General features: G+C 44.8%; 21 protein-coding genes. 15 read left to right on the top strand and 6 right to left on the bottom strand.

From position 1 onward, the window contains the following. Positions 1-81: 81 nt before the first annotated feature. The 7 genes from RIG66_RS27145 (at position 82) to RIG66_RS27115 (ending at position 9,977) form a co-directional block, all read left to right on the top strand. Positions 82-1,356: an AAA-like domain-containing protein gene (locus tag RIG66_RS27145; RefSeq protein WP_446382185.1), complete on the top strand. Its 1,275-nt coding sequence runs from the start codon at positions 82-84 to the stop codon at positions 1,354-1,356. A 122-nt stretch (positions 1,357-1,478) separates the two neighbouring features. Further along, complete coding sequence (locus tag RIG66_RS27140; RefSeq protein WP_446382183.1) at positions 1,479-2,099, top strand: type I restriction endonuclease; 621 nt, start codon at positions 1,479-1,481, stop codon at positions 2,097-2,099. Positions 2,100-2,373: 274 nt separating this feature from the next. Then, positions 2,374-5,841 carry a WD40 domain-containing protein gene (locus tag RIG66_RS27135; RefSeq protein ID WP_446382181.1) on the top strand — a complete coding sequence of 1,156 codons (3,468 nt, stop codon included), beginning with the start codon at positions 2,374-2,376 and terminating at the stop codon, positions 5,839-5,841. 67 nt (positions 5,842-5,908) lie between these two features. Further along, complete coding sequence (locus tag RIG66_RS27130) at positions 5,909-6,424, top strand: COP23 domain-containing protein (RefSeq protein ID WP_446382179.1); 516 nt, start codon at positions 5,909-5,911, stop codon at positions 6,422-6,424. Between the two features lie 4 nt (positions 6,425-6,428). Beyond that, positions 6,429-7,313: a S1 family peptidase gene (locus tag RIG66_RS27125; protein WP_446382177.1), complete on the top strand. Its 885-nt coding sequence runs from the start codon at positions 6,429-6,431 to the stop codon at positions 7,311-7,313. 38 nt (positions 7,314-7,351) lie between these two features. Then, the gene (locus tag RIG66_RS27120) at positions 7,352-9,547 is read left to right on the top strand and encodes a tetratricopeptide repeat protein (RefSeq protein ID WP_446382175.1); all 2,196 of its coding nucleotides are present in this window, start codon (positions 7,352-7,354) and stop codon (positions 9,545-9,547) included. Between the two features lie 157 nt (positions 9,548-9,704). Beyond that, a complete protein-coding gene (locus RIG66_RS27115) occupies positions 9,705-9,977 on the top strand; it encodes a hypothetical protein (protein WP_446382173.1) in 273 nt (90 codons plus the stop codon). 124 nt (positions 9,978-10,101) lie between these two features. On the opposite strand, the gene RIG66_RS27110 is transcribed toward RIG66_RS27115, so the two are convergent. Further along, positions 10,102-10,236: a hypothetical protein gene (locus RIG66_RS27110; RefSeq protein ID WP_446382171.1), complete on the bottom strand. Its 135-nt coding sequence runs from the start codon at positions 10,234-10,236 to the stop codon at positions 10,102-10,104. Positions 10,237-10,260: 24 nt separating this feature from the next. Between RIG66_RS27110 and ffh the strand changes: the two genes are divergently transcribed. The 4 genes from ffh to RIG66_RS27090 all read left to right on the top strand — a co-directional run bounded on the left by ffh (position 10,261) and on the right by RIG66_RS27090 (position 13,888). Beyond that, positions 10,261-11,721 carry a signal recognition particle protein gene (gene ffh, locus RIG66_RS27105; RefSeq protein ID WP_446382169.1) on the top strand — a complete coding sequence of 487 codons (1,461 nt, stop codon included), beginning with the start codon at positions 10,261-10,263 and terminating at the stop codon, positions 11,719-11,721. A 312-nt stretch (positions 11,722-12,033) separates the two neighbouring features. After that, positions 12,034-12,285, top strand: a complete 252-nt coding sequence (gene rpsP, locus RIG66_RS27100; protein ID WP_446382167.1) for a 30S ribosomal protein S16 — start codon at positions 12,034-12,036, stop codon at positions 12,283-12,285. Beyond that, positions 12,278-12,658, top strand: coding sequence for a KH domain-containing protein (locus tag RIG66_RS27095; RefSeq protein WP_446382165.1), 381 nt, complete (start codon positions 12,278-12,280; stop codon positions 12,656-12,658). The genes rpsP and RIG66_RS27095 overlap by 8 nt, the downstream gene beginning before the upstream one ends. A gap of 273 nt (positions 12,659-12,931) precedes the next feature. Next, positions 12,932-13,888 carry a PhoH family protein gene (locus RIG66_RS27090; RefSeq protein ID WP_446382163.1) on the top strand — a complete coding sequence of 319 codons (957 nt, stop codon included), beginning with the start codon at positions 12,932-12,934 and terminating at the stop codon, positions 13,886-13,888. A 157-nt stretch (positions 13,889-14,045) separates the two neighbouring features. On the opposite strand, the gene RIG66_RS27085 is transcribed toward RIG66_RS27090, so the two are convergent. Beyond that, the gene (locus RIG66_RS27085; RefSeq protein ID WP_446382161.1) at positions 14,046-18,449 is read right to left on the bottom strand and encodes a CHAT domain-containing protein; all 4,404 of its coding nucleotides are present in this window, start codon (positions 18,447-18,449) and stop codon (positions 14,046-14,048) included. A 436-nt stretch (positions 18,450-18,885) separates the two neighbouring features. On the opposite strand from RIG66_RS27085, the gene sbcC reads away from it, so the two are divergent. The 3 genes from sbcC (at position 18,886) to RIG66_RS27070 (ending at position 22,817) form a co-directional block, all read left to right on the top strand. Beyond that, a complete protein-coding gene (sbcC, locus tag RIG66_RS27080) occupies positions 18,886-21,906 on the top strand; it encodes an exonuclease subunit SbcC (protein WP_446382159.1) in 3,021 nt (1,006 codons plus the stop codon). Positions 21,907-21,983: 77 nt separating this feature from the next. After that, complete coding sequence (locus tag RIG66_RS27075; RefSeq protein WP_446366826.1) at positions 21,984-22,385, top strand: hypothetical protein; 402 nt, start codon at positions 21,984-21,986, stop codon at positions 22,383-22,385. Positions 22,386-22,391: 6 nt separating this feature from the next. Next, positions 22,392-22,817 (top strand): HNH endonuclease, encoded by a 426-nt coding sequence (locus RIG66_RS27070; protein ID WP_446382157.1) that lies wholly within the window; start codon positions 22,392-22,394, stop codon positions 22,815-22,817. 24 nt (positions 22,818-22,841) lie between these two features. Here the strand turns inward: RIG66_RS27070 and RIG66_RS27065 are convergent, their stop codons facing one another. The 4 genes from RIG66_RS27065 to RIG66_RS27050 form a co-directional block, all read right to left on the bottom strand. Further along, positions 22,842-23,168: a DUF433 domain-containing protein gene (locus RIG66_RS27065; protein ID WP_446382155.1), complete on the bottom strand. Its 327-nt coding sequence runs from the start codon at positions 23,166-23,168 to the stop codon at positions 22,842-22,844. 130 nt (positions 23,169-23,298) lie between these two features. After that, entirely contained in the window at positions 23,299-23,919 is a 621-nt protein-coding gene (locus tag RIG66_RS27060; protein ID WP_446382153.1) for a DUF5678 domain-containing protein, read from the bottom strand. 178 nt (positions 23,920-24,097) lie between these two features. After that, on the bottom strand, positions 24,098-24,871 hold the full coding sequence (locus RIG66_RS27055; RefSeq protein WP_446382151.1) for a pentapeptide repeat-containing protein: 774 nt from the start codon (positions 24,869-24,871) through the stop codon (positions 24,098-24,100). 197 nt (positions 24,872-25,068) lie between these two features. Further along, positions 25,069-25,644: an HD domain-containing protein gene (locus RIG66_RS27050; protein ID WP_446382149.1), complete on the bottom strand. Its 576-nt coding sequence runs from the start codon at positions 25,642-25,644 to the stop codon at positions 25,069-25,071. A 41-nt stretch (positions 25,645-25,685) separates the two neighbouring features. On the opposite strand from RIG66_RS27050, the gene RIG66_RS27045 reads away from it, so the two are divergent. Next, positions 25,686-25,880 carry a hypothetical protein gene (locus tag RIG66_RS27045; RefSeq protein ID WP_446382147.1) on the top strand — a complete coding sequence of 65 codons (195 nt, stop codon included), beginning with the start codon at positions 25,686-25,688 and terminating at the stop codon, positions 25,878-25,880. The last annotated feature ends 128 nt before the right edge of the window (positions 25,881-26,008 follow it).

Here is a 26,008-nt window from a genome sequence, read left to right as displayed (position 1 = left end):
ATGTCTGACTTATATCTGACTTGGCGGGATGAGAGGGATGAGAAGACTATGATCACAGCAGGGTGATTCAAGTGTTTAATCATGTCGCGATCATTAAAAGTTGCTTCCCAGTATATCGAAACAGTCAAAGCTACACTACAGCGGAATCGTTTTGCCCGTCAGCAAGACTTAGCCGAGAGTGTACAACTATCCCGAGGCACAGTCTGGAATTTCCTCAATGGTAAACCTGTGGATTATTTGAATTTTTATGAACTTTGCCATAAGTTGGGGCTGGATTTAGAGGACATTGCGGATTTCTCTGTCGCCGATAATAACTCATCTTTAGCCATAGAGGTGGATGAAGAACAGACAGATACTGAACCCGAAGTCTCTACCTATATCCTGCGCCCTCCCAGCGAATCGCAGTGCTATGACACCATAGTCAAGCCTGGTTCCCTACTGCGAATTAAAGCCCCAAAGCGGATGGGAAAAACCTTGCTGATTGATAAGATACTCGAACGGGCAGTCAAAGAACATTATCGCACCGTTCGCTTAAATTTACTCCACGCCGATCAAGCCGTTTTGCGTGGACTGGATGAATTTTTGCGCTGGTTCTGTACGTTTGTCAGTCGGAAGCTAAAATTACCGACTCAACTGGCGGAGTATTGGGAAGAAGGGTTAGGAAGTTCTCAGAATTGCACGATTTATTTTGAAGATCATCTGTTATCTCAATTAGACCAGCCCTTAGTTTTGGCGTTAGATGACGTTGATCGAATTTTTCCCTATCCTAAAATTGCCCAAGACTTTTTTGGTATGCTGCGAGTTTGGCATGAGGAAGCAAAAACCAGCCGACTGTGGCAGAAATTGCGGTTAGTGATTGCCCATTCTACCGATGTTTATATTCAGCTTAGTACGAATCGTTCACCCTTTAATGTCGGTGTGTCAATTAAGTTACCAGAGTTTACACCCGAACAAATGCAAGAGTTAGCCGAACAACAAGGATTAGATTTGGATAATTCCCAGGTGACTCAGTTAATAGAGACGGTAGGAGGACATCCACATCTAATCCAGCTTGCCATTTATTCCCTGACTCGTAAAGATATTACGTTTGACCAACTCTTACAAACGGCTGCTACCGAATCAGGAATTTACAGCAATCATTTACGAGGACAGTTGTGGAATTTACAACAGTATCCTGAGTTAGCCGCAGCGATGAAAACGGTAGTTGAGGCAAATTGTCCTATATCATTGGAATCGATGCTGGCGTTTAAGTTACAAAGCTTAGGTTTAGTACAGTTAGAGAATAATTCTGTCAAGCCGCGTTGTTTGCTATATTCCCAGTATTTGTCCCAGAAGCTTAGAGATGGAAAAACATAAATTAAAAGTCTCGAATGGTCTAGGCGGGTTTAGCAAAGAATCTGCCTCACGCCTTGCCTAATAACAGAAAAATTTCTTGAATTTATTTTTTTTGAAAACTACTGTTTGCAGGAGGTAAAAACATGGTTAAAACCATTGCTGCCCAGAAAATTAATCTCGATGATTTAATCGAAAAGTTTGGTTTAGAACGTATCGATGATCTGCAATTCTTCCCAGAATGGCAAGATGACTTACCTGAACTCACGGATTCAGAACGTCAAGCTTTAGATGAAGTTAAAGGAGACTATCTCCACTTATCTCGATATACCATCCTTGAACCCATTGTTAAACTTGTGGTTTTGTCACCCTTGTTGAAACTAGCAGGATTTTATCGTTCACCATTTTATCTTGCGGCTGAGAAGGAGGTAGAAATTGTCTCGGAGGATGAGGAACTGATAATTAAAGGGCGTCTTGACTTGTTGGTTTTTATGCCTGAGTTGTGGATACTGGTGATTGAAGCAAAAGGGGCAAAATATTCCTTAGATGCCGGGATACCGCAAGCCTTAAGATATATGCTGGGTCATCCTAATCCTGACCACCCTGCATTAGGATTGGTTACAAATGGTATGGATTTTATTTTTTTGAAGCTGATCAAACAGGATAGACCAAGATATGCTGAATCCTATCCATTTTCACTCAGACGCGGAGATGACATTTATACTGTAATGAGGATTTTAAAACGGTTTATTCAATTACTCAGTTAATAGAGATTGTTGTCAACAATACAGTGTAAGTAGAGTGGCATTGCACAGCAAATTTGATGAAATAGTAGGGGCGTTTAGATGTTATTGGTGTCAATTTAAGCCAGAAAACCCCTTACCCCCAGCCCCTCTCCCACCGTGGGGAGAGGGGAGTAAGGGTTATAATCTATTCCATCATTTTAGGTTGTAGGTTGGGTTTACGAAAGAAACCCAACAAAATCCAAGTTTTATTTCTTAAAGCAATATAGTGTCCACTACTACGAAGGACAAATGACCAATGACTAATTACGAATATCAATTTAGCGGAAGTTTAGCGGCTGATGCTCCCAGTTATGTAAGGCGTCAAGCCGACCAAAATCTTTATCAGGCTTTAAAGGCTGGGAAATTTTGCTATGTGTTGAACTCGCGGCAAATGGGAAAATCTAGCTTGCGGGTGCGAACCATGCAACAATTGGAAAAAGAAGGGGTAAGATGTGCTGCAATTGATCTGACAATAATTGGCAGTGATAATAATAATGTTACCCAATCCAATTGGTACATGGGGATAGTTTACGAATTAGTCAGAAAGTTTAAACTATCGGGTAAAATTAACACAAGTACATGGTGGAAAGAGCGGGAATCGTTATCACCTGTGCAGCGCTTGAGTAATTTTTTTGAGGAGGTACTGTTAGCTGTAATATCAACCAAAATTGTTATTTTTATCGATGAAGTTGATACGGTACTCAGTTTAGGGTTCTCAACCGATGATTTTTTTGCTTTAATTCGGGGATGTTACAATCAACGGGTTGACAATCCAGCTTATAACCGATTGACGTTCTGTCTACTGGGTGTAGCAACGCCTTCAGATTTTATTCAGGACAAAAATCGCACACCGTTTAACATTGGTTGTGGAATCGATCTCTGTGGTTTTAAATTAGATGAAGCACAACCCTTGGCTAATGGATTAGTGGGTAGAGTCGATAATCCTTATACTATTTTAAAAGAGGTTTTGTCTTGGACAGGAGGACAGCCATTCCTCACCCAAAAGCTTTGTAAAATTGTTTATGATGCTTGTGGAGAATCCCAAGTTTCTTTCAAACCAGGAGAGTCAGAGAAAGAGTGGGTGGAAAAGTTAGTGCGATCGCACATCGTTGAAAACTGGGAATCTCAGGATGATCCAGAGCATTTGAGGACAATCCGTAATCGCATCCTGAGCAATGAACAAACTGCTGGGCGACTTTTGGGATTGTACCAGAAGATTTTGCGACAGGAAGAGATTGTCGCTAATGATAACAAACAAATGGAATTGCAACTGTCCGGTTTGGTGGTTAAACAGCAGAGTAGGCTAAGAGTTTACAATCGAATCTACCAAGAGGTTTTTAACCAGAGTTGGGTGAATCAGGTTTTAGCAAATTTGCGACCTTACTCTGAGGATATAACGGCTTGGTTAGCTACTAATTGCCAAGACGAATCACGATTGTTGCGGGGCAAAAAATTGCAAGAAGCATTGGCATGGAAAGTTAATAAAAGCTTGAGTTATGAGGATGAACAATTTCTGGATGCTAGCCAAGCTCAAGAAAAACGAGAATTAGCTGAAGATCGAATTAAAGCCGAACGCCGTTCAGCCGAATTGCAAAAGAAAACAACACAGATTATTCGTGCAGGTAGTATTGGACTGACTCTAATCTTGGTGACGTCAGTAACCGTAGTGGGATGGACAACCAACTATGCTAAACATCAAATAAAACGAGCGAATATTGCCGAACAAGATGCCCAACTTAATACCATGAGTACATCTTCTCAGGCACTCTTGCTTTCAGGTAACACGTTGGAGGCACTAATAGCAGGTTTAAGGGCAGGAATCCAACTCAAAGAGGTAGTTGATGTCACTCCTGATACTCGAATTCGGGTTGTAACAGCATTGCATCAGGCGTTTTCTGAAATTCAAGAGCGTAATCGGTTACAGGGACATAGTGACAGTGTGTCTGACTTAAGTTTTAGTCCTGATGGACAGACTCTTGCTTCTGCTAGCGCTGATAAAATAATTAAACTCTGGAGACGTGATGGAACATTGCTCAAAACTTTCCCAGAAGATAGCGGTCAGGTTAATAGCGTCAGTTTTAGCCCTGACGGGAAAACAATTGCCTCCGCTAGTGCTGATCATACGATTAAGCTTTGGAGTCGTGATGGAATTATACTCAAAATTATGCAGGGACATAGTGATAGTGTCAGATGTGTTCGTTTCAGTCCTGACGGGAAGACTATTGCTTCTGCCAGTGCGGATAATACGGTCAAACTGTGGAGGCATGATGGAACATTATTAAAAACATTACAAGGGCATAGCGGTCTGGTTTGGAGTGTAAGTTTCAGTCCCGATGGACAAAGAATTGCCTCAGCCAGTGCTGATCATACTATCAAACTCTGGAGTTTAGAGGGTCGTCTTGTAAAAACGCTTGAAGGGCATAAGAATAGTGTTTTTACGGTGAATTTTAGTCCAGATGGACAGACCATTGCTTCTGCTGGTGCCGATCAAACAGTTAAACTTTGGAACTTAGAAGGCAAAATACTCAAGACTTTACCTGGACATAGTGGTTTGGTTTGGAGCGTCAGATTTAGCTCTGATGGCAGGACAATAGCTTCTGCTAGTGATGATAAAACGGTTAAACTCTGGAGTCTGGAAGGCAAGTTGCTCAAAACTCTACAAGGGCATACAGATAGTGTTTTAAGCGTAAATTTTAGTCCAGATGGACAGACAATAGCTTCTGCTAGTCAGGATAATACCGTCAAATTCTGGAATCGCGATCGCAATTCTATCCAAACCCTTTCAGGAGAGATGGCTTGGGATGCAAGTTTTAGTCCGGATGGACAGATGATTGCGTCTGCTAGTCGAAACAACGCCATTAAACTCTGGAGTCAGTCAGGTGAGTTACTCAAAACTCTCCCAGGACATACTGATCAGGTATATAGTGTGAGTTTTAGTCCGGATGGACAGACACTGGCTTCTGCTAGTGCCGATCAAACAGTTAAACTCTGGAGTATAAACGGCGCCTTGCTGAAAACGTTTCAGGGGCATAGGGGTAGTGTTTGGAGGGTGAGTTTTAGTCCCGATGGACAAACCATTGCTTCTGCTGGTGCAGATAAAACAGTTAAACTTTGGACTTTGGACGGTCACTTGGTTAGCACTCTCCAGGGACATACTGATCAGATCTATAGTGTGAATTTCAGTCCCGATAGTAAAACAATTGCCTCCGCTAGTGCTGATCATACGATTAAGCTTTGGAGGCGAAATGGCACATTGCTGAAAACGATTCCGGCACATAGCGCTGGTGTACTCAGCGTGAGTTTTAGTCCCGATGGTCAAACCATTGCCTCCGCTAGTGCGGACAATACGATCAAACTCTGGAATCAAGATGGCACTTGGCTCAAAACATTGTCGGGACACAGCAATTGGGTGAATCAAGTGAGTTTCAGTTCAGATGGTCAAATCCTCGCTTCAGCGAGTGAGGACAAAACCATAAGACTGTGGAACCGGGATGGTATTTTACTCAAAACCCTTCAGGGACAAGGGAAAGCCTTCAATAATGTAAGTTTCAGTCCCGACAATAAGACCATAATTTCCAGCAGTGGGGGAGATGAGGTAACCCTATGGAACCTGAATCTTGATGATTTACTGGTACACACTTGTAATTGGTTGCACGACTATTTGAAAACGAACCAAAATATTAGTGGAAGCGATCGCTATCTTTGCGATGAATCTGACCGATAGGCAGTGATACTTTTGTCCTAGCTATACCTTGAATCTAAGCGAGAAGAGGATTATGAAAAACCGATTGATGAGTAGACTACTGATTGCACTCCTAATTGGATTCGGTGCAACTGTGACTATTAGCCAGATTGGAAATACTCAAGCTGGCGATATCACAATGTATTGTGGCAAACATAACGGAGTAAACGCGACCATGGTGCAAACTCCGGAGAGAACTTACCCCCTGATTCTGTGGGTATCAACTCTCGGAAGCCATACCCCTGAAGAACGCTGTAAAATTATATCTCCCAGGTTTCAGACTTACATCATAGAACAGGGAATGGAGCAGATTATGCTTGACCCAGCCAGTAATTCTCCTGTCCTCTGTGCCAGTAGGGATCGATACAGTGGTTGTGAAGCCGCACTATTTACGCTGAAGTCGAGGGCGGATGCCAATCGGATTATTCAGCAGTTAAACAACCTTTCTCGATATGTTGGAAGTCCGATATCTCAAGCTGGGTCAAATCCAGTTTACTTTAATTTAAAGCAATACCTCAGAGACCTTTCACCTGAGAATGAAAACACCCCTCTATTAGAGCAGTAAATCAATGGCTAATGCAGCCAAAATGAATTGGTACTTACTCATCATGGTTATCTGTACTGGAAGTCTATTGATTACTCTATCAGTAGTCGTCCTGAATGTCAGTTTTTCTAATCCTAGAGATGTCTTTTCCATCCAAATTGGACAAAAGCAAGATACGCTATCTGTAAAGCAACTGGATGATTTAGCCCAAACTTTTACCGTTAAAGTTTTGTCAAAAGACACCTGGGGTTCAGGGGTTATCTTATACAAGCAAGGGCAGGTCTATACAGTTTTAACGGCTGAACATATACTGGTAGAAAGAGACTCTCATCGGATTCAGACTCCTGATGGTCATCTCTATCGAGCCAATTGGTTACAGACTGTCCACCTCAACGGTAATGATTTAGCTGTATTACAATTTCAGAGTACCGATGAGTCTTACCCAGTCGCCTCTCTAGAGACTTCATATACATTAACAGTAGGGGATCAAGTGTTTGCCGCAGGATTTTCCTCAGAAGCTGAACCATCAAACCAAAAAGGGTTTGTATACACAACTGGGCAAATCTCACTTTTACCTGAGCAAGCCTTTGAGGGAGGTTATCAAATCGGGTATACCAATCGGGTGGAAAAGGGGATGAGCGGGGGACCTTTGCTTAATTATCAGGGTAAGCTTATAGGTATCAATGGTATGGATAAGTATCCTCTTTGGGGAAATCCTTATGTTTTCAAAGATGGCTCTGTACCTTCAACAGAAGTACGGCAGCAAATGCGCCGTCTGAGTTGGGCAATTCCCCTGCATACTTTTGTCGATCTAGTTTCGGAATCATTGAAGTCAAGTTTAGTATTGTCACCGCTTTTTCCTGAACAAAATGATCAGCAAAACAGTTTTATGAGTACAACTAAAAAATGAAGTAAAAAACGACTACAAACTTTAATGGAGGTGCATAAATGACTTTTCCTTATCAGTTTCCAGCAGCAATCATCGGTACGGCAGCAACCCTTGTCATGGTTCAACCTCAAATTACAGTGGCAGCAACAGCCGAAGAAATCAGGAATACGGCGAAAGAGATTACTGTGTTAATTCGGGAGCGCGGCGAAAATATTGGTTCTGGAGTAATTATTGCTAGGAGTGGTGACACACATTACATTTTAACCGCAAAGCATGTCGTCCCTAATAAATCTGCTCCACCTTCCTATGAAGTTATTGCTCCTGATGGCAGTTCATCTTATGAGATTAATGATGCCAGTATTGTTCGACTCGACGGTGTAGACTTAGCCATCGTACCGTTTGTAAGTAAAAAGCGCTACAAGATTGCTACAATTTTCGACAAAGAAGAGAAAGTTACGATACTTGATGATGACTCAACAAGTAAGAGTCCACCAAGAAATAAACCTGTTGTCGTTGCTGGATACCCCATAGACGTTTCTCAGCCCGGTGAACCTGTGTTGACTCTTGGATTACTTTTAGATAAGGAAGCTGCATTTTCTACAGCACAAAACCCTTTTGATGGTGGTTATGAGCTTTTGTATACAAATGCAACCCGAAAAGGAATGAGCGGTAGTCCAGTTTTGGATGCTGATGGACGAGTAATTGGAATTCATGGACAGACTGAGGGAGATAGTACAACTAACATCGACATCGAGTTTGGTTACAGTTTAGGTATTCCTATTCATGCTTTTTGGCAGCGAGCATCAAGCACCTTCAAGGCTCTAGGAGTGACAGCAGCTTCGTTAGAACCACCAGCAATCAAGTATTCTCCTGCCAACCAATTGCCACAAGAAGATATTGAAAAGCTATCAGGAGGTTCAGTATCGTCATGCCCTATAGAGAACTCTATTTCAATTGAAGAGTTAGCTCAACGAGGTAATCGTTTATATCGATTAAGGCGTTATCAAGAATCACTTGAATGTTTTAATAAAATTATCAAGAGCAATCCTGACTATAGGATGGCTTGGTATGCAAGAGGGTTTTTACTCAGTCAGCACTTAGAAGAACTGGAACAAGGACTGAATTCGCTAGAAGAAGCAACCAAAATTGATCCAGACTACCACACGGCTTGGCGATGGAAAGGTGTAGTACTGTATGAATTAGGACGCTATGAGGAAGCACTGACTTCTTTTGAGCAAGCAATAAAAAATTATATTGATGGTGAATACTATCAAGCTTGGTATGGTAAAGGACAAGCGTTGGAAACATTGGGACGTCATGAAGAAGCACTAAAATCATTTAATAGGGCAATATTTAATCCAAGTAGTTATGCGGCTTTAATAAAGCAGGGTGATGGTTTATTTGATTCTGAGGAATATGTAAAAGCACTAAAATCATACGAAAAAGCTACTAAAATTAATGAAGAAAATTATGAAGGATGGCTCAAAAAAGGCAAAGCACTAAGACGTTTAGGACAATATCAAAAAGCTCTTCTTTCCTTGGATATCGCTCTGAACAAAAAAAATGATTCTCAAATTTGGATAGAAAAAGGGGACGTATTTAAAGAAATGCAACAGTACAAAGAAGCACTTGCATCGTATAAGAATTCCCTAGAAATAAATTCAAACTATTATCTACCTTGGTTTAAAATTGGTTTAATACTGCAATATAATAGTGTCCCTCAAGATTTAAAGAGTTTCCTAAAGCGTTACCTTGAAGCTATTATATTTTATGAGCAAGCCATTGAAAATAAACCTGGTTTTGAATTGGCTATTGAACATAAGAATAGAGCTATACAGGCTCTCGAACTTTTACAAGACTATTGCCTTAATATTAATTATAGATACACGAATTTTGATCAAGATTCCTTGAATTCATTCATTGAAAGTTTCGGTGATAATTTTGGAGAAGGACATCCACTTAATAGGAATAACTTGTTTGAGTCTGGTTCTGAACCGAATTATCTTAGTTTGCCAACTGTACCTAGGAGTGATTTTTCTGCTTTGCCAGGTCTATACTATTGGCTAAGTAACAATTCATCAACCAAAATATATGTTAAAGTCATATATGATGATCAAGAAAGACCTGCTCAAATGATTCCCATAAATTCAATTCAGTTCCAAGGGAGTCAAAGATTTGGAGTGATAACAGAAACTTGGCAATATTCAGGTCTCGACTTTGAAATTGAATGTAGTAACAGATATATCAAGGATTAACATTATTAATTATGAAAATCCTAGAAATACTCTGTCTGGTGGGGAAAACCCGGATAGAAGGTTGAGTTATTTCCACGGGATAATGTTCCGGCTCTTCCAGATTGCCGATAAAATAAATTCAAGAACGCTGTGTTTAAATTGGGGACACCCCAAAATCATGCTACTTTTACCTAAACGGCAAAATTTACCCAATACGTTTCCACTTGAAGGTGCTGTCCGTATTGAATTGGTTGAAGGAATTCCTCTCTTTCGCGCTTCTAGTACCGTTCAAGAACGGATAGAGACCCTTTTAGAGAAACAACAAAACTATTTGCTAAATTATGAAGAAGAACAAGAACTGGATTTGTATGAACAAATCGGTGATTATCTCAGCTTTGTCAATCGAACTGTTCGCAATCTTTATTTAACTCAGAATCAATCGGATATATAAACAATGCCTGCTCGTCGTCAAGTCCCTGAAGCTGTCCAAAACTAAATTCGTCAGCGGGCTCATTTTTTATGTGAATACTGTCATGCCTCGGAACAATGGCAATATGTAGCCTTTACTATTGAGCCTATAATCCCACAGAACAGGTTGAATCGGTGAAAACCGCGATCGCACAATCCAGAGGTCGAGAACTGGTAGAAAAATCCCCTAAAGCGTTATTGTGTAAGAAGTCACGCCAATCTGACCCTATCTCTCGTAACACTAAACTTTAAGATTAACGTTAACTATGTTTGATGCTCTCGCCGAACGCTTAGAAGACGCCTGGAAGAAACTACGCGGTCAAGACAAGATATCTCAAGCCAATATTCAAGACGCCCTGAAAGAGGTGCGTCGGGCTTTGCTGTCGGCAGATGTGAACCTGCAAGTCGTCAAAAAATTTGTTGCTGACGTTGAAAGCAAGGCAATGGGCGCTGATGTCATCGCTGGCGTCCGCCCTGACCAACAGTTTATCAAGATTGTCTACGATGAACTGGTGCAGGTGATGGGGGAAAGTAATGTCCCCTTGGCTAAGGCAGATACGCCGCCTACTATCATACTGATGGCGGGTTTACAGGGAACCGGGAAAACCACGGCGACGGCTAAGTTAGCCCTACACCTGGGGAAGGAAAACCGGAGTTGCTTGATGGTGGCGACGGACGTTTATCGCCCTGCGGCGATTGACCAGTTGGTGACATTGGGTGAACAGATTAATATCCCTGTCTTTGAAATGGGGACGGATACTAACCCTGTGGAGATTGCCCGTCAGGGGGTTGCCCGTGCCCAGGAAACGGGTGTCGATACCGTAATTATCGATACGGCGGGACGATTGCAAATCGACGCCGAGATGATGGCAGAACTTGCCCAGATCAAGGACAATGTTAAACCCGACGAGGTGCTGCTGGTTGTTGACGCGATGACGGGTCAAGAGGCGGCAACCCTAACCCATACGTTTAATCAACAAATTGGGATTACAGGGGCAATTCTAACCAAGCTGGATGGCGATACCAGAGGGGGTGCAGCCTTGTCTGTGCGCCAGGTATCGGGTCAGCCGATTAAATTTGTCGGTGTGGGTGAAAAGGTAGAAGCACTACAGCCATTTTATCCCGATCGCATGGCATCCCGGATTCTGGGTATGGGTGATGTGCTGACATTGGTGGAAAAAGCCCAAGAAGAAATTGACATGGCTGACGCCGCCCAGATGCAGGAGAAAATGCTCAATGCTCAGTTTGACTTCAGCGATTTCTTGAAGCAAATGCGGCTGTTGAAAAATATGGGTTCCCTGGGTGGGTTGATGAAGCTGATGCCGGGAATGGGTAAGCTGAGTTCGGATCAACTGGAAAAAGGGGAAGGCAAGCTCAAGCAAACGGAAGCGATGATTAATTCGATGACGTCTGAGGAACGCCGCAATCCGGATTTGCTGGCTGGTTCTCCCAGTCGTCGCCGCCGTATTGCCCGGGGTTCAGGGCATAGTGAGCGTGAGGTGAGCAGTCTAATCAGTGAGTTTACCAAGATGCGATCGCTGATGAAGCAGATGGGTCAAGGTCAAATGGGCGGACTTCCCGGAATGGGCGGAATGGGCGGAATGGGTGGTATGGGTGATATGTTTGGTGGCGGGATGGGCAATCGTGCCTCACAGGGTTGGCGCGGTAGTGGTCCGACGAAGAAGAAGAAAAAGCCGAAGAAGAAGAAGGGGTTTGGTCAGCTTTGAGAAGATAAGGGTGTAGGGTAAGCAGGGGGAGCAGGGTAAGCAGGGGGAGCAGGGGTAGCTGGGGAAGCAGGGGAAGCTGGGGAAGCTGGGGGAGCTGGGGGAGATGGGGAAGCTGGGGGAGATGGGGAAGTCAACAAATGACAAATGACAAATGACAAATGACAAATGACAAATGACAAATGACAAATGACAAATGACAAATGACGAATGACGAATGACGAATGACGAATGACGAATGACGAATGACGAATCCCCATTTACCCTAAATTCTTAATCATCGCGTAAAATCAAACAGGTGAGTTATTTGAAACTATGGTCAAAATTCGATTAAAACGATTCGGCAAAAAGGGTGAAGTGAGTTATCGCATTGTGGCGATTGAGAGTAGTGCCCGTCGGGATGGGCGTCCTTTGGAGGAGTTGGGCTTCTACAATCCCAGAACTGATCAAACGACGCTGAATGCCCCCGCTATTGCCAAGTGGCTGAAAAACGGAGCGCAGCCCACGGATACCGTTCGCAGCATTCTCAGGAAAGCCAATGTCCTTGAACAACAAGCCAGTGTCTGAAACTGGGCAGAAAACCAGCCCGGATTATGGGAGTCTGGTGCGATTTTTAGTTGAGCCGTTTTTAGAGACTTCCACGTCGCTGAGTTTAGACTGTGAACGTACCCATGCTAATAATCGGGTCTGGATTCGGCTGGCGTTTGACGGAGAGGACAAGGGGCGAGTGTTTGGTCGAGGCGGTCGTAATATTCAGGCAATTCGCACCGTTATCCAAGGGGTGGCTAAGATTGCTGGTGAATCGGTCTATTTGGATATCTATGATGAGTCGGGTGGCACATCCCGCCGTGAAGCCCCTTCCGGGAGTAGAGCCCAGGGGAGGAAAGGTTCGCCTCGACGCTTACCCTTGCCTAAACCTAACTCTAAGCCTCGTTCTTGATTTGTCATTGGTCATTTGTCATTTGTCCTTTGTTTTCCCTGCCTGCTAATAGTTGCAAGACTTACGCAGCCACACCCGATATACTGGTTAAGGTGCGTTACGCTTCGCTAACACACCCTACTGGACTGACACAGCTAAAATTGTGGAATAGATTTGACGTTTAAACGGGGCGCAAGCCTTGCGCCCCTACAATGCTAATCCACCAATTAAGGTGTGCCACGCCACTACCACACTACTGGCTGATAACTGCTCACTGATAACTGATGATAAACCTTGAGTGAAGTATCAACAACGATTGAATTACCGAGTGTCCAGAGTGCTATGGTACTGGCGGGCGATCGCGAGAGTAATCTGAAGTTGCTCTCTCAACGCACTGGCGCGAATCTGGTGTTACGGGGACAGGAATTGCTCATTTCTGGTACTCAAAAACAAGTTGAGCGCGTCTCGTCTGTGGTGCGATCGCTTAAACCATTTTGGCTGGAGGGTAGACGAATTGAAGAGGCGGACATTCGCACCGCGTTTCAGGCTTTGGATACTCACCGTGAGGATGAACTCCAGGATTTACATCAAGATGTACTGGCGCGTACCCGTCGCGGTGATGTGATTCGCGCCAAGACGTTTCGCCAGCGCCAATACGTTAAAGCGGTTCTTACTCATGATTTGACGTTTTGTATTGGACCTGCGGGAACTGGGAAAACCTTTTTGGCGGTGGTATTGGCAACCCGGGCATTACTGGCAAATGAGTATGAACGCCTTATTTTAACCCGACCTGCGGTAGAAGCGGGGGAAAAGTTAGGATTTTTGCCGGGAGATTTACAACAGAAAGTCAATCCGTTTTTACGTCCGCTTTATGATGCTTTATATGAACTAATTGATGGGGAGAAAATTCCCAATTTAATGGAACGGGGAATTATTGAAGTAGCACCCTTAGCTTATATGCGAGGGAGGACACTTAATAATGCGTTTGTGATTGTGGATGAAGCCCAAAATACTACACCAGCCCAGATGAAAATGGTCTTAACTCGCTTGGGGTTTGGTTCTCGGATGGTAGTGACTGGAGATGTTACTCAAACCGATTTACCGCCGAATCAAGATTCAGGATTAGGGGTGGCACAAAAAATTCTGCGCCCCGTTGATGGGATTGCGTTTTGCGAACTTTCCACTCAAGATGTGGTTCGTAATCCTTTGGTTCAGCGTATTGTTGAGGCTTACGAGAAACATCAGAAATAAGGCAGGAGTATGAGAATTAATATGATATGAGGGTACGGCAGTGCCGTACCCCTACAGCCCAAGGATAATTAATTGGGTAGGGGTACGATATTATCGTACCCTGATAGTTTCCTGTTTCCTGTCGGTTCCTGTTCCCTATTCCCTGTTTCCCACTTTTCTACTGAGGATTACCAATCAAGGTAAAAGGTGCCCAGTAGTACGGATGCGAGAAGTTTAGATTTTTGGTCTTGGCGAGTTCTGCCATTTCTGGGGGTAAAGTTATGCTCTTATCTCCATAATTTAATTGACCGTTAGCAATACTAACTTCGCCTCGAATCATAGCAAGTTGCGCTCGGCGTAATGCCTCACTTTTAATCGGAACTTGCCTTAACTGACGATAAAATTCAGTCGTAACGCCTAAAGCCCCTTCATCGCTGACGTACCAGAGGGTAGCTAGGGTAGAATCAACACCTGCTTGTAATGCTGAGCCAGCAAAACCTAATTCAGCCTCTTGATTACCAAGGGCGGTTCGGCAAGCACTGAGGACTAATAAATCGATAGCGGAATCAGATAAGCCCAATTCCTTGAGTTCATTCAGCCGGAGTTTACGATTCCACATTTGAATGTAAGAATTCTCTGGATTACCTGGTTTGAATTCGGCGTGAGTGGCTAGATGAATGATACCAAATTCATTCTGGCTGATTTGTTCTTGCAGATTCTGGAAGGTGAACTTCTCATTGAGAAATGCTTTGCCTTTCCACAGGTATTCGGTAATTGTGGATAATTCTAGGGGGACATAAGGTAACTCTTGTAAATCGAGGAATTTCGACGCCCCCATGGCTAGAACTGGACGCGAGCGAATGTCAGGATTGCGAGCTTGCATTAAGCTGAAGCTGGGAATCAAGTTGACACTATAGTTCTCGATCAAGAAGTTGTCTCCATCGTGAAGGGCGGCGATGGGGAGCGATCGCAACCCAGAATCCATGGCAAACATTAATCCTTGGATTTGGCGTGCTTCTAAATCCTCCGCTAAGGGTTCGATTAACCATTGGTAGAGTTGTTGGGCTGAATCCAGATAGTTCGTCGATCCGAGGTTACGGCGATCGCTGAGTGTCCGCTGAAACTTTTGAGTCTCTGCTAAAACCTTAGCCCGAATCGCATTAGGAACTCGACGTTGAATGGCTTCACCATTGGCAGTAATCAGTACCAATTCTAGCTGTTGATTGTCTTCTGGTGAGCAATTGCTTGATGCTGAAGGGGTATAACCAAATCGGCGATCCACGGATGGTGCAGACTCTGTTTGACAAGCATTAGCTTCTGAGTTCATGGGTTGGGGAACAAAGCTGACATAAATCACAGCGGTTTTCAAGCCGGTGACTTGTTCGATGTCGCGAGTCCGTTCAGTGATATCTTGTAGATTTAGCCGTTTGGTTACAAATTGTTGTTGGAGATAGGTTTGGAATTCTTGGGTAAAAGCAGCTTCAAGTTGATCCACGCGATCGCTAACATTATCCGTTTCTGACGGTATTGATGATTCTTCCTGGCTGGAAGCCTGCTGTTGGGACGTCTCACTGGGGGTTCCATTACCGTTGTTTGCGGCTGTGGTGTCTTGTCCAGAGGATTCAGAGGTATTGGAATTACCGTTGGCGATACCGGAATTATCGCCGCTGTCGGTGGGGTTCGAGCCACCGTTATTCACCGTATCGTTATTGTCAGGAGTATCGGGATTGCGACTATAGGTTTCGCCGCCATTCTCCTCGGAGGTTTCAGTGTTGGCGTTCTCTGTCTCCGTTGGATCTGTATTATCGGTGTTGTTATCTACCGTCTCTGTATCACTATTGTCTTGAGCGGTATCGCTATTGTCAGGAGTAACAGGATTGCGACTATAGGTGTCGTCGCCATTCTCCTCGGAGGTTTCAGTGTTGGCGTTCTCTGTCTCCGTTGGATCTGTATTATCGGTGTTGTTATCTACCGTCTCTGTACCACTATTTTCTTCGACGGTATCGCTATTTTCAGGAGTAACGGGATTGCGACTATAGGTGTCATCGCCATCGTTAGAGGTATCGGTGTTGGCGTTCTCTGTAGAAGGCGTATCACTAGCTTGAGTCGGAGTCCGGCTGTAGGTTGTCGAAGCGGAGTTATTATTCCCGCTATTAGAATTATTGCTCTCGGCGTTACTCTCAGCTACATTACCTTCTTCGCAGCTAGGATCATCTGCGGAGCAGTTTTCTTCGTCATCGTTATTAGTGTTGATCCTAGGAAACCGACTATAGGTTCGACTATAGGTTTGACTACTGTCTTCCGTATCTGAATTGGCAGCTTGAGTATCATCATCACCATTATCCGCGATCGCACCTGAGTTATTGCTGGTAGTGCGATCGTCTACGGAATTGGTTGTATTTTCAGCCGAATTTTCTCCGGAATCCCCTTCCGGTTCCGTTGGTTCCTGTGCAACCTGTGCAATTGGAGGAGTATTCGGTTCCGGTTCCGCTGGTTCCTGTACAACTGGAGGATTATTCGGTTCCGTTGGTTCCGTTGGTTCCTGTACAACTGGAGGATTATTCGGTTCCGTTGGTTCCTGTACAACTGGAGGATTATTCGGTTCCGTTGGTTCCGTTGGTTCCTGTACAACTGGAGGATTATTCGCTTCCGGTTCCGTTGGTTCCTGTACAACTGGAGGATTATTCGGTTCCGTTGGTTCCGTTGGTTCCTGTACAACTGGAGGATTATTCGGTTCCGTTGGTTCCGTTGGTTCCTGTACAACTGGAGGATTAGTCGGCTCCGGTTCCGTTGGTTCCTCTGCCACTGGAGGATTATTCGCTTCCGGTTCCGTTGGTTCCTCTGCCACTGGAGGATTATTCGCTTCCGGTTCCTCAACAACTATGACGGGCGATTCTTCTTCCGGTGAAGGTTCCTCCACTGGGAGTTGAGTGGGAGGTGAAGGTTCCTCAACCACAACAGAAGGATCTTGTTCGGGAGGTTCCTCGTTTATTGGTGGATTAGGTTCCTCGTTTATTGGTGGATTAGGTTCCTCGTTTATTGGTGGATTAGGTTCCTCGTTTATTGGTGGATTAGGTGGTAAGTTCTCTGTCATCAAATCCTGTGGCGGAATTTCTGGAGTGAAATGGTTCTCCAGCTTTTCAGGTTCAACGCCATTTGGCTGTATTATATTGGGATTGTAGCTGGAACTATTTGGATCGATGTTGGAGTTGGAATCTGGTGGCTCCGGATTATAATACTGTACAGTTCCATGTTCAATAGAAGAATTATTTGGATTTGCAGCATTATTTGCTACTCTGATGTTTCCTTCGATATTAATAGAGCCAGTAGCAGTAGATAAGATTACGGAACTACTTCCACCAGGGTTATTTTGAGGCGCGTGATTTTGGGCAAAAATATTTTTTATATCAATGTTCCCATCATCTGTGGATATAGTTACATCACCAGCGTCACCTTCCGACTGATTCTGCACTCTTATGTCACCTGTTGTGATATTTCCTTGTTCTGATACATACAAGGTTACATCACCTGCTGATCCATTCTGGTTATCATTTGCATTGATCTCACCAGTTGTAATGTCCCGTTGAGCAAACAGTGAGATTGAACCAGCACTGTCCTGATCCGAATTACTGGTGTCGAGCGTTGCTGTTGTAATGCTGCGATTTGAATTAATATCGATTCCTGTCGATGCTGTAATAGTATCAGTGGCGACAACATCCCCACTTTGGATACCTGAACCGCTCAAGACGACTTGTCCATTCTCAACGGCTAAAGTTGTCGCATTTTGTATATAATTACCACCCGTGATTAATGCTGGTATATCAGTCAGAGGAATTGGATCAGAACCTGAGTAAGCTGGGCGTTCAATATCTAGACTCAACACCATTCCGGGTTGGCTTAGGCGCACTATACTATCGCCTGGTACGGTTGCAATAGTAATTTGACCATTGGGCGCTGAAAGAGTACCCTCACTGGCAACTGTACCACCGATTAATGTTAAGTTTCCATTCTTAACCTCTAGATCAGCCGAGTTAATAATCGCTCCTGGCTCAGATGTATCGAAGGCAAAATAATTGTTAGGAGTTCCTGTTAGCTGACTTGCATCAATTGGACCTGTCGCATTAAACCAACCTGAATCTAAACCAATTGACGTGGCAGTTGTCGCGGTAAAGGAGCCTGGCACATCCAGACTTGCACCTTGACCAAACACAATACCTGCCGGATTCATCAAAAACAGATTGGGATTGCCACCATCTGCCAATACTTTGATGAGTCCGTTGATTTGAGACAGATCCCCACCTGTAACCCGACTTAGAATGTTTTGAATATTAGCATCGACATTAAAAATAGCACTTTGATCTGAGCCAAGACTAAACTGATCAAAGCTGTGAATCAGATTATCGCCAGCTTCAACGCCACCTGTAATGTCAAATTCGTCGCCATTTGGGGTAACAGTCGTTTGGCTACCCGCTGTATTATCTGGAGTAACCTGTGCTTGGACAACTTTAGCAAAGCCTAGAAGCCCTGTTAGACTATAGAGGGCTACCAGTGATTGGCTTATTCGGCGTGCGGCTGGTTTCATCTGGCTCACTTGAAAAACAGTAAATGCTGAGTCTCCTAGCTGCTGGTGTTCTCATGTTTCCTGGTGTGGTTGATCACCCAAACCGTTGCGGTAGGTAGCTAGTAGGAGTGTTTAGGCTGATCTGCTGATGATCTTGACTCTGGCTATTGTGTGTTGTATATATTTTACCCTATACTCATCGCTTTCTTGTCGAAAAAATTTTTCTTTCCACAAGCTTAATGATTGAGTTGTGACTAACGCTACACTTTGAGCCAGGTAGGAAAACTTATACTTGATTGATATTATCGACCTATCCTAAACCTCCATTATATTAAATATTGTGAATTTGTCGAGACAAAGGCTGGAATCCGCATCCTTACGTCGATAAACTATGGAGAGCGTGCGTATGTACTGAACATTGTCTTGAATCCCTAGTCTCAATGGCATTCCAGCCTGCATGATTCCCCTGAAACTGACCCTGAAAAATTTCTTAAGTTATCGCGAAACGACCCTGGACTTTCGCGGACTGCATACGGCTTGTATCTGTGGCGCTAATGGCGCTGGCAAATCCTCTCTCCTAGAAGCAATTACCTGGGCGATTTGGGGACAATGCCGTGCCGCGTCGGAAGATGATTTAATCCATTCGGGGGCGAAAAATGTACGGGTAGATTTCATCTTCCATAATAACCAACAAACCCATCGGGTGATTCGCAGCAAGCAACGGGGACAAAGCAGTTCCCTAGAGTTTCAAATTGAGACCCCAGATGGATTTCGTTCTTTAACTGAAAAAGGATTACGGGCAACTCAACAGCTCATTCTGCATCATATTAAGCTGGATTACGATACCTTTATTAACTCCGCTTATTTGCGTCAGGGGCGGGCGGATGAATTTATGCTACGGCGTCCCTCGGAACGTAAACAAATCTTAGCCGATTTATTGAAACTGGATCAATACGAAACCTTAGCCGATCAAGCCAAGGATTTATCCCGCCAATTTAAAGGACAAGCTGAACAACTCGAATCCAGTTTACAAGCCATTGAACAGCAACTCGAAGAACGAGAGGCGATCGCACACCAACAAGACGCCACTCAAACCACTTTATCTCAACTGCGCCAAGACCAAGACACCGACCAAAGCCAACTGCACCACCTGCAATCTCTCAAACACCAACGCCACACCTGGGAACAACAACTCACCTTTGTCCGCCAGCAATACCAAAATCTCACCCAAGAGTGCGATCGCCTACACCAGGATATCACCACCACCGAAAGCCAAAAGCAGCAACTTGCCACGATTCTCGACCAACAGGATCAAATTACTGCTGGTTATGCTGATTATCTCACCCTGCAACAGCGAGAAGAAAGTCTCAGCCAAAAATTCCACGCCGATCAAAACGCCCACCGACAAAAACAGCAACACCAACAGCAACTCAACCAACAGATTCAGGAATTGAATCTACAAATTCGCCAAACCCAAGCCCAACTCGACGCCCTACGTCCCCAAGAACAAGAAATTCAACAGATGCTTACCCGTTCTGGAGATGTAGCGGAAGCCGTGGAAAAACTCAAAGCCGCCCGTACCCGCCTCAATCACCTGGATCAACTCCAACTGGATGTCTCCCCCATCCTACAACGCCGCGCTGCCTTGCAAAGTGAACTGGATCGCAACCACGCCCGCCTCAGCGCCCGTTTAGATGAACTTAACGCCTCAGAAGATCAACTCTCGCACCAAATCGCCACCACTCCCCAACTGCGCCAAACCGTTCTGCAAGTTGTCGCCGAAATCAGTACCTTAGAAAAAAAGAAAGTCTATCAACAGCGCGTCCAAGAAAAAGGACTCGAACGCCGCAGCTTTCAGGAACGACTGCAAGAAAGCCAGCGCCGTTATGAAAAGCAAATCGCCGAACTCACCCAGAAAATCCAAATGTTACAGGTTCAGGACGCTGTTTGTCCCCTGTGCGATCGCCCGTTAGATGAAGCCCATTCCCAGCACGTTATCCAGAAAACTAGCACAGAACAACAGGACATTCAAGATCAATTTTGGGTGGTGCGAGAACAGTTAGCGGTTTGTGAACGGGAACTGCAAGTCTTACGTCAAGAATACGCCCAACTCTCCCAAGAATTGGCACCGTTTGAACAATTACTCGAACAACGGGGACAACTCGAAGCTCGACTCGAAGCCACCGATGAAGTGTATGATCGCCTCTATGACATCTCCGAAGAAAAGAAACAACTGGAGCGATCGCTAAGTGAAGGAACCTACGCCCTAGATATCCAAACCCAACTCCAAACCCTCGATCACCAACTGCAACAATTAAACTACGACGAACAAACCCACGCCCTCGCACGGGGAGAAGTGGATCGGTGGCGATGGGCAGAAATCCGCCAAGCCAAACTCGAAGACGCCCAGCGACGCCTAGAGAAAATTCAGGAACAAAAACCCCAACTGCAAGCCCAACTCGATCAGCAAAACCAATCCCTAGAGGAGTTACAAACCACCTCTCCCCTCAAACAGCAACTTGACGCGATCGAGTCACAAATTAACGAAATTGGCTACAACTTAGACACGCACAACCAACTCCGCACCTCCCTGCGACACGCCCAATCTTGGCAACTACGCCATCAAGAATTAACCAAAGCCCAGGAACACTATCCCCAACTCTGTCAACGATTAGACAGCCTGACTCAAACCCTCGCCCAACGACAAGGCGATCGCGAAACCCTGAATTCACAACTTGCCGAAATTGTCAAGCAATTAGAACAATATCCGGACACCAGCCGTGAGGTGCAAATACTAGAACAGCGCATCCTCCAGCGACGCCGACAACTAGATGAACATTTATCCCAAGTTGGGCGTTTACAACAGCGCTTAACTCAACTGGATACCCTGCAAACTCAATATCAAGAGCAAGAGGAACAGGTTAAAACCCTAAAACGGCAATATCGAGTGCATCAGGAATTAGCCAAAGCCTTTGGCAAAAACGGCATTCAAACGCTGATGATTGAGAACATATTACCCCAATTAGAGGCAGAAACCAATCAAATTCTATCCCGACTCACTGGAAATCAGTTACACGTCCAAATTGTCACCCAAAAAGCCGGGAAACGGGCATCAAAGCGCAAAAGTAAACTCATCGACACCCTCGATATTTTAATTGCTGACGCTAGCGGAACCCGCCCTTATGAAACCTATTCTGGTGGTGAAGCCTTCCGGATTAACTTTGCCATTCGCCTCGCCCTAGCCCGACTCTTAGCGCAACGGGCGGGAACCTCGTTGCAAATGCTAATTGTCGATGAAGGCTTTGGTACGCAAGACGCTGAGGGGTGTGAACGATTGATTGCGGCGATTAACGCGATCGCGTCCGACTTTGCTTGTATCTTAACCGTAACCCACATGCCCCAATTTAAGGAAGCCTTTCAGACGCGAATTGAAGTCCAAAAAACCGAGCAAGGATCTCAATTAAGTTTGTTAATGTAGCTATCTAATTTTGTCATCCAGCAAGGCAAGGAAATAGCTATCAGTGTAGAATTCGAGTGAGAGGCAACTTGAATTCTATGACCCAAACCGTTACCCTGCAAATCCCAGAGCCACTGTACCAACGGCTGGTCAATACTGCCCACGCTACCAACCGCCCTCTAGAGGAAATCATGCTCCACGCACTAAAAGTGGGCGGTCCCCCTGATTGGGATAATGTACCTGATGAGTTTCAGGTTGACCTAGCTGCCTTGGACAGAATGGAAGATGAGGCATTATGGAAAATTGCTCAAAGTCGAAAGACTGTAGCCGATATGGAGCGGTACAATATCCTACTCGATCGCAATCAAGAGGGTACACTGACGGATGCCGAACGAACGGAATTAACAGTACTGCGAACCGAGGCAGACTGCTTCATGCTGCGGAAAGCACAGGCAGCTGCACTACTGCGCTGGCGCGGACACCATGTACCTTTGCCCTAATTTTTTGTGTCTACCTATATCCCTGAAAGACTAAAGGCTCAAATTGAAGCGTGCGATCGCCACCGTTGCTGCTACTGTTTGACCAGTGAAGCCAATAGCGGCATTCCCATGACCTACGATCATATCTCGCCCCGCTCAAAAGGCGGAGCGACAACCTTTGAAAATCTCTGCCTTGCCTGTCGTACCTGCAATGAATTGAAGTCTGACACCACAGAAGCCGAAGATCCGCTAACTGGAGAAACTGTGCCACTTTTCAACCCACGCACTCAGAAGTGGACTGACCACTTTACCTGGAGTTTGGACAGCACCAAAGTAGAAGGGCTAACTGCTACAGGTCGTGCCACCATTACTGCGTTGCGAATGAACAACCCAATCATTGTGTCTGCGCGTTGGCGTTGGGCAATCAGTGGTTGGCATCCTCCTGCTGATTGACACTTGATAAAGACGTGCCATTAATCAATCTTCTTCGTTATGTCGAATAGCCAGTTCAATCTCATCAGCATAGACTTCAGCATAAATCCATGCATTCACTAAATCAGCAGCCGATAATGTGGGATAATCTTGTAGAAGTTGAGCTTCACTAATCCCTAAACGGCGAGCATTGACTAACACCCAAACCGGAATGCGAGTATTGGCGATGCAGGCTGTTCCCCCACAAACACCAGACGTTTTTTTAATTCCCTTCCAATTATTATTGAAACTTTGGGCTAGGAGATGAATGACTTGAGCTTTTTCAGTCGGCTTTAGAGCAAACAGTTGTGGTTCTAATTCTTTGATATTCATTATTATAAATTATGAAGTTTGAATAAAACAGAGAGCAGTAAATTGGAAATGGTGCAAGCATTGCGTCCCTACATTCGGGTATATTTAATCGGTTTTAGAACGGCTATATTATCATTGTCCATTACGACAACTATTCACGCCAAGTAAACCGAATTTGCTCATCGGCTTGTCTGAACTCAATATTAAACCGATCAAATACAACTTCCCGCCCCAGGAGCAATTGTTCTGCACCTGTAACGCTTTGTAACCAAGCGACAGGAGCGATAAAACTGTGTCCATCAATTGTCATTTCAACATTACGCAAAACATACTCAACCGTTCCCCCAATCGTCTCGGCTAATAACGTTGATTCAGCATCCGCTAAGCTGTAGCCTAAATCTTGACCCACCTTTAAAGAAATTAAACTAATTTCTGCCCCAGAGTCTACTAGCATTGTGGTAGAAATCTCTAAATCCTTATGCTTGAGCCTGACATGATAATTCGGTAACCAGTCATGGCGAGCCACTGTGCGAAAGTGAATCGGTAAAATCTGGATAGAAGCCCTGCTGCGTGGCACTAAATAAATAGCAAACGTCTCGCCTGATGCTGTCGCCAACTCCAAAACGTCTCGCAAATTCTCACTATGAGCAATGACACGACAGTCATTGTAAGCCACATATTGATTGCGATATAAATCCAACAAAGTGTGCCGATTTTTATTCAGCCACTTCAACATTTGCTCACTTTCAGTCTTAGATGGCATTTTATTCATAGCTTATAAAAGGAAACCCTTTCAACTATCGAAAACGACACCATTACCCCTTGTTTCCGCACTCGATAAATCCCCATCCAAATCCTCCAAACCCCTCTGCGCCCTCTGCGTAAACCTCTGCGTTACTCTGCGTTAAAAAAACAAAATTTCCATCCTCAAGAGACAAAACCCTCATCAATCAAAGCGGTGACAAAAACCGCAGCAGCAACGAACCAATCCCCACAAGCGCATTGCCAAAAGATGGGCGAGAGCGAACTTCGGGAGGATTTTGGGCAATTTCCACCATAGCGATCAGATTCTGGGAGGCTTGGAAACCCACCAGGTTTTCTTGAGTCGTAAAAAGCTGACTAGCCACTTCAGCATCTTGGATTGCACCACCGTGATTACTTAAGCGAAATCGGGCAATTCCCCGGGCTAAATAGGCGGGAGCAAAATCTGCTTTTAGATTCAGGGCTTGATTATAATGTTCAATAGCCGCTTGATAGTTTCCCCGTTCGGCTTCAATCACACCCCAAGCATAGAAATCTTCCGGGGTTCCGGCATACTGAGGAAGACCAATGGTTCCTTGAATATAAGCGTTACTGAGATCTGTACCAAACAGTTGTGCATTAACCAGATACGCATTTCTGAGATCCGTTCCCACTAAAATAGCGCCACTAAGATTCGCACCCGTTAAGTTCGCACCATTGAGAGACGCGCCACTGAGATTTGCGCCAGTGAGATCCGCCCCCGTCAAATTTGCCCGACTCAGATTAGCGCGACTCAAATCTGCCCCACTCAAGTTTGCCCCGACTAATTCTGCCATGACTAAACCTGCATCGGTGAGATCGCATCCGGGACAGGTTTTGGTGGATAGTACCTTTTGGATATTTTGCAGATTTTCAGCCAAGGCGCTGGTATTCAGGGTGATGGCGGTGAAAATAGCAGCCGTGGTTAGCAGGATTGGTTTCATAGCACGATTAGGGATGAATGGGGCTACGGGTTTTATGCGATCGCAGTGTTGCGATTTCGACATACCTCTATTTTGCGCTACTGACACGGCATCGGGAGACTTTTTTAGCGATCGCACCGAATCAATGGGATAAGTTACTTATATCAGGGCGCAAGCCTTGCGCCCCTACATTTGGTTTGACTTTATCACTCAGAACTTTAGGAAGCGATACCGACTAATGATTCTAATTCACTCACCACCCGATCCAATTCGTCAACAATCGGCATAGAACCCTGGGTGCGAAAGGCTTCAATTAAGGAACGGTAATACCACAGTGTACCCTCTTTACCCCCATGAAAGCGTTGCCATAAATTATCCCCTAAAATGCGATAATCTTTAAGAATTGACCAAGCATTATGCAGCTTATCGGCGGCGGAGACCAAACGCACCGAAGCTGAGGCGGTGGGAATATGGGCAATATAAGCTTCTTTGCGCTGACGCCAAGGGGGTTTAGGTGTGGTGTCAGCGTCGGTACACCCATCCACAATCTCAGTAATTGTATCCCCAAAGCGGCGGCGAATTTCCTCACGGGTTGCTGCACCGCCTTGGTCTTCAATGGCATCATGGAGAAGCGCCGCGATCGCTTCCTCTTCATTTGCCCCATATTCTAAGGCAATACTAGAAACGGCTAACAGGTGGGCGATGTAGGGAACGCCATTCCCTTTGCGGGTTTGGTTAGCGTGCAGTTCGGTAGCAAAAGTTAAGGCGTCGGTAAACCGTTGGGAGAGTTTCATGGAAAAATTAGGACAAAATCTAACTTAAAGTAGTAACAATTGTGACTGAATTTCTAGCAAACAATCTACCGAAGATATGGATTGCTTCCTATTCCGAAGCCAGCCAACTTCTCACGTCCGAGACAGGAGACGCGATCTCGCATATCATCTCGATTGGCGAACCCGGTAGTACCCCTCCCGCAGGTTACACCCAAGTTCCTCACCGACTGCGGTTAGAGTTTGAGGGTCTTCCGTAGTTAGTGTGCTAAATTGTTAGTTGGATTTGCCCAAGTATTGGACAGTAATAGCTTTAACCGTTTTTACCCGAATTTCAATTTATTTTGAGGCGATCAAAAGCTACAGCCTTTGTGTGGCAAAATTCCTG

It is taken from the genome of Coleofasciculus sp. E2-BRE-01 (assembly GCF_040221695.1).
In the GTDB taxonomy this organism is placed as follows: domain Bacteria; phylum Cyanobacteriota; class Cyanobacteriia; order Cyanobacteriales; family Coleofasciculaceae; genus Coleofasciculus.
This window is presented reverse-complemented; position numbering and strand designations above follow the sequence as displayed.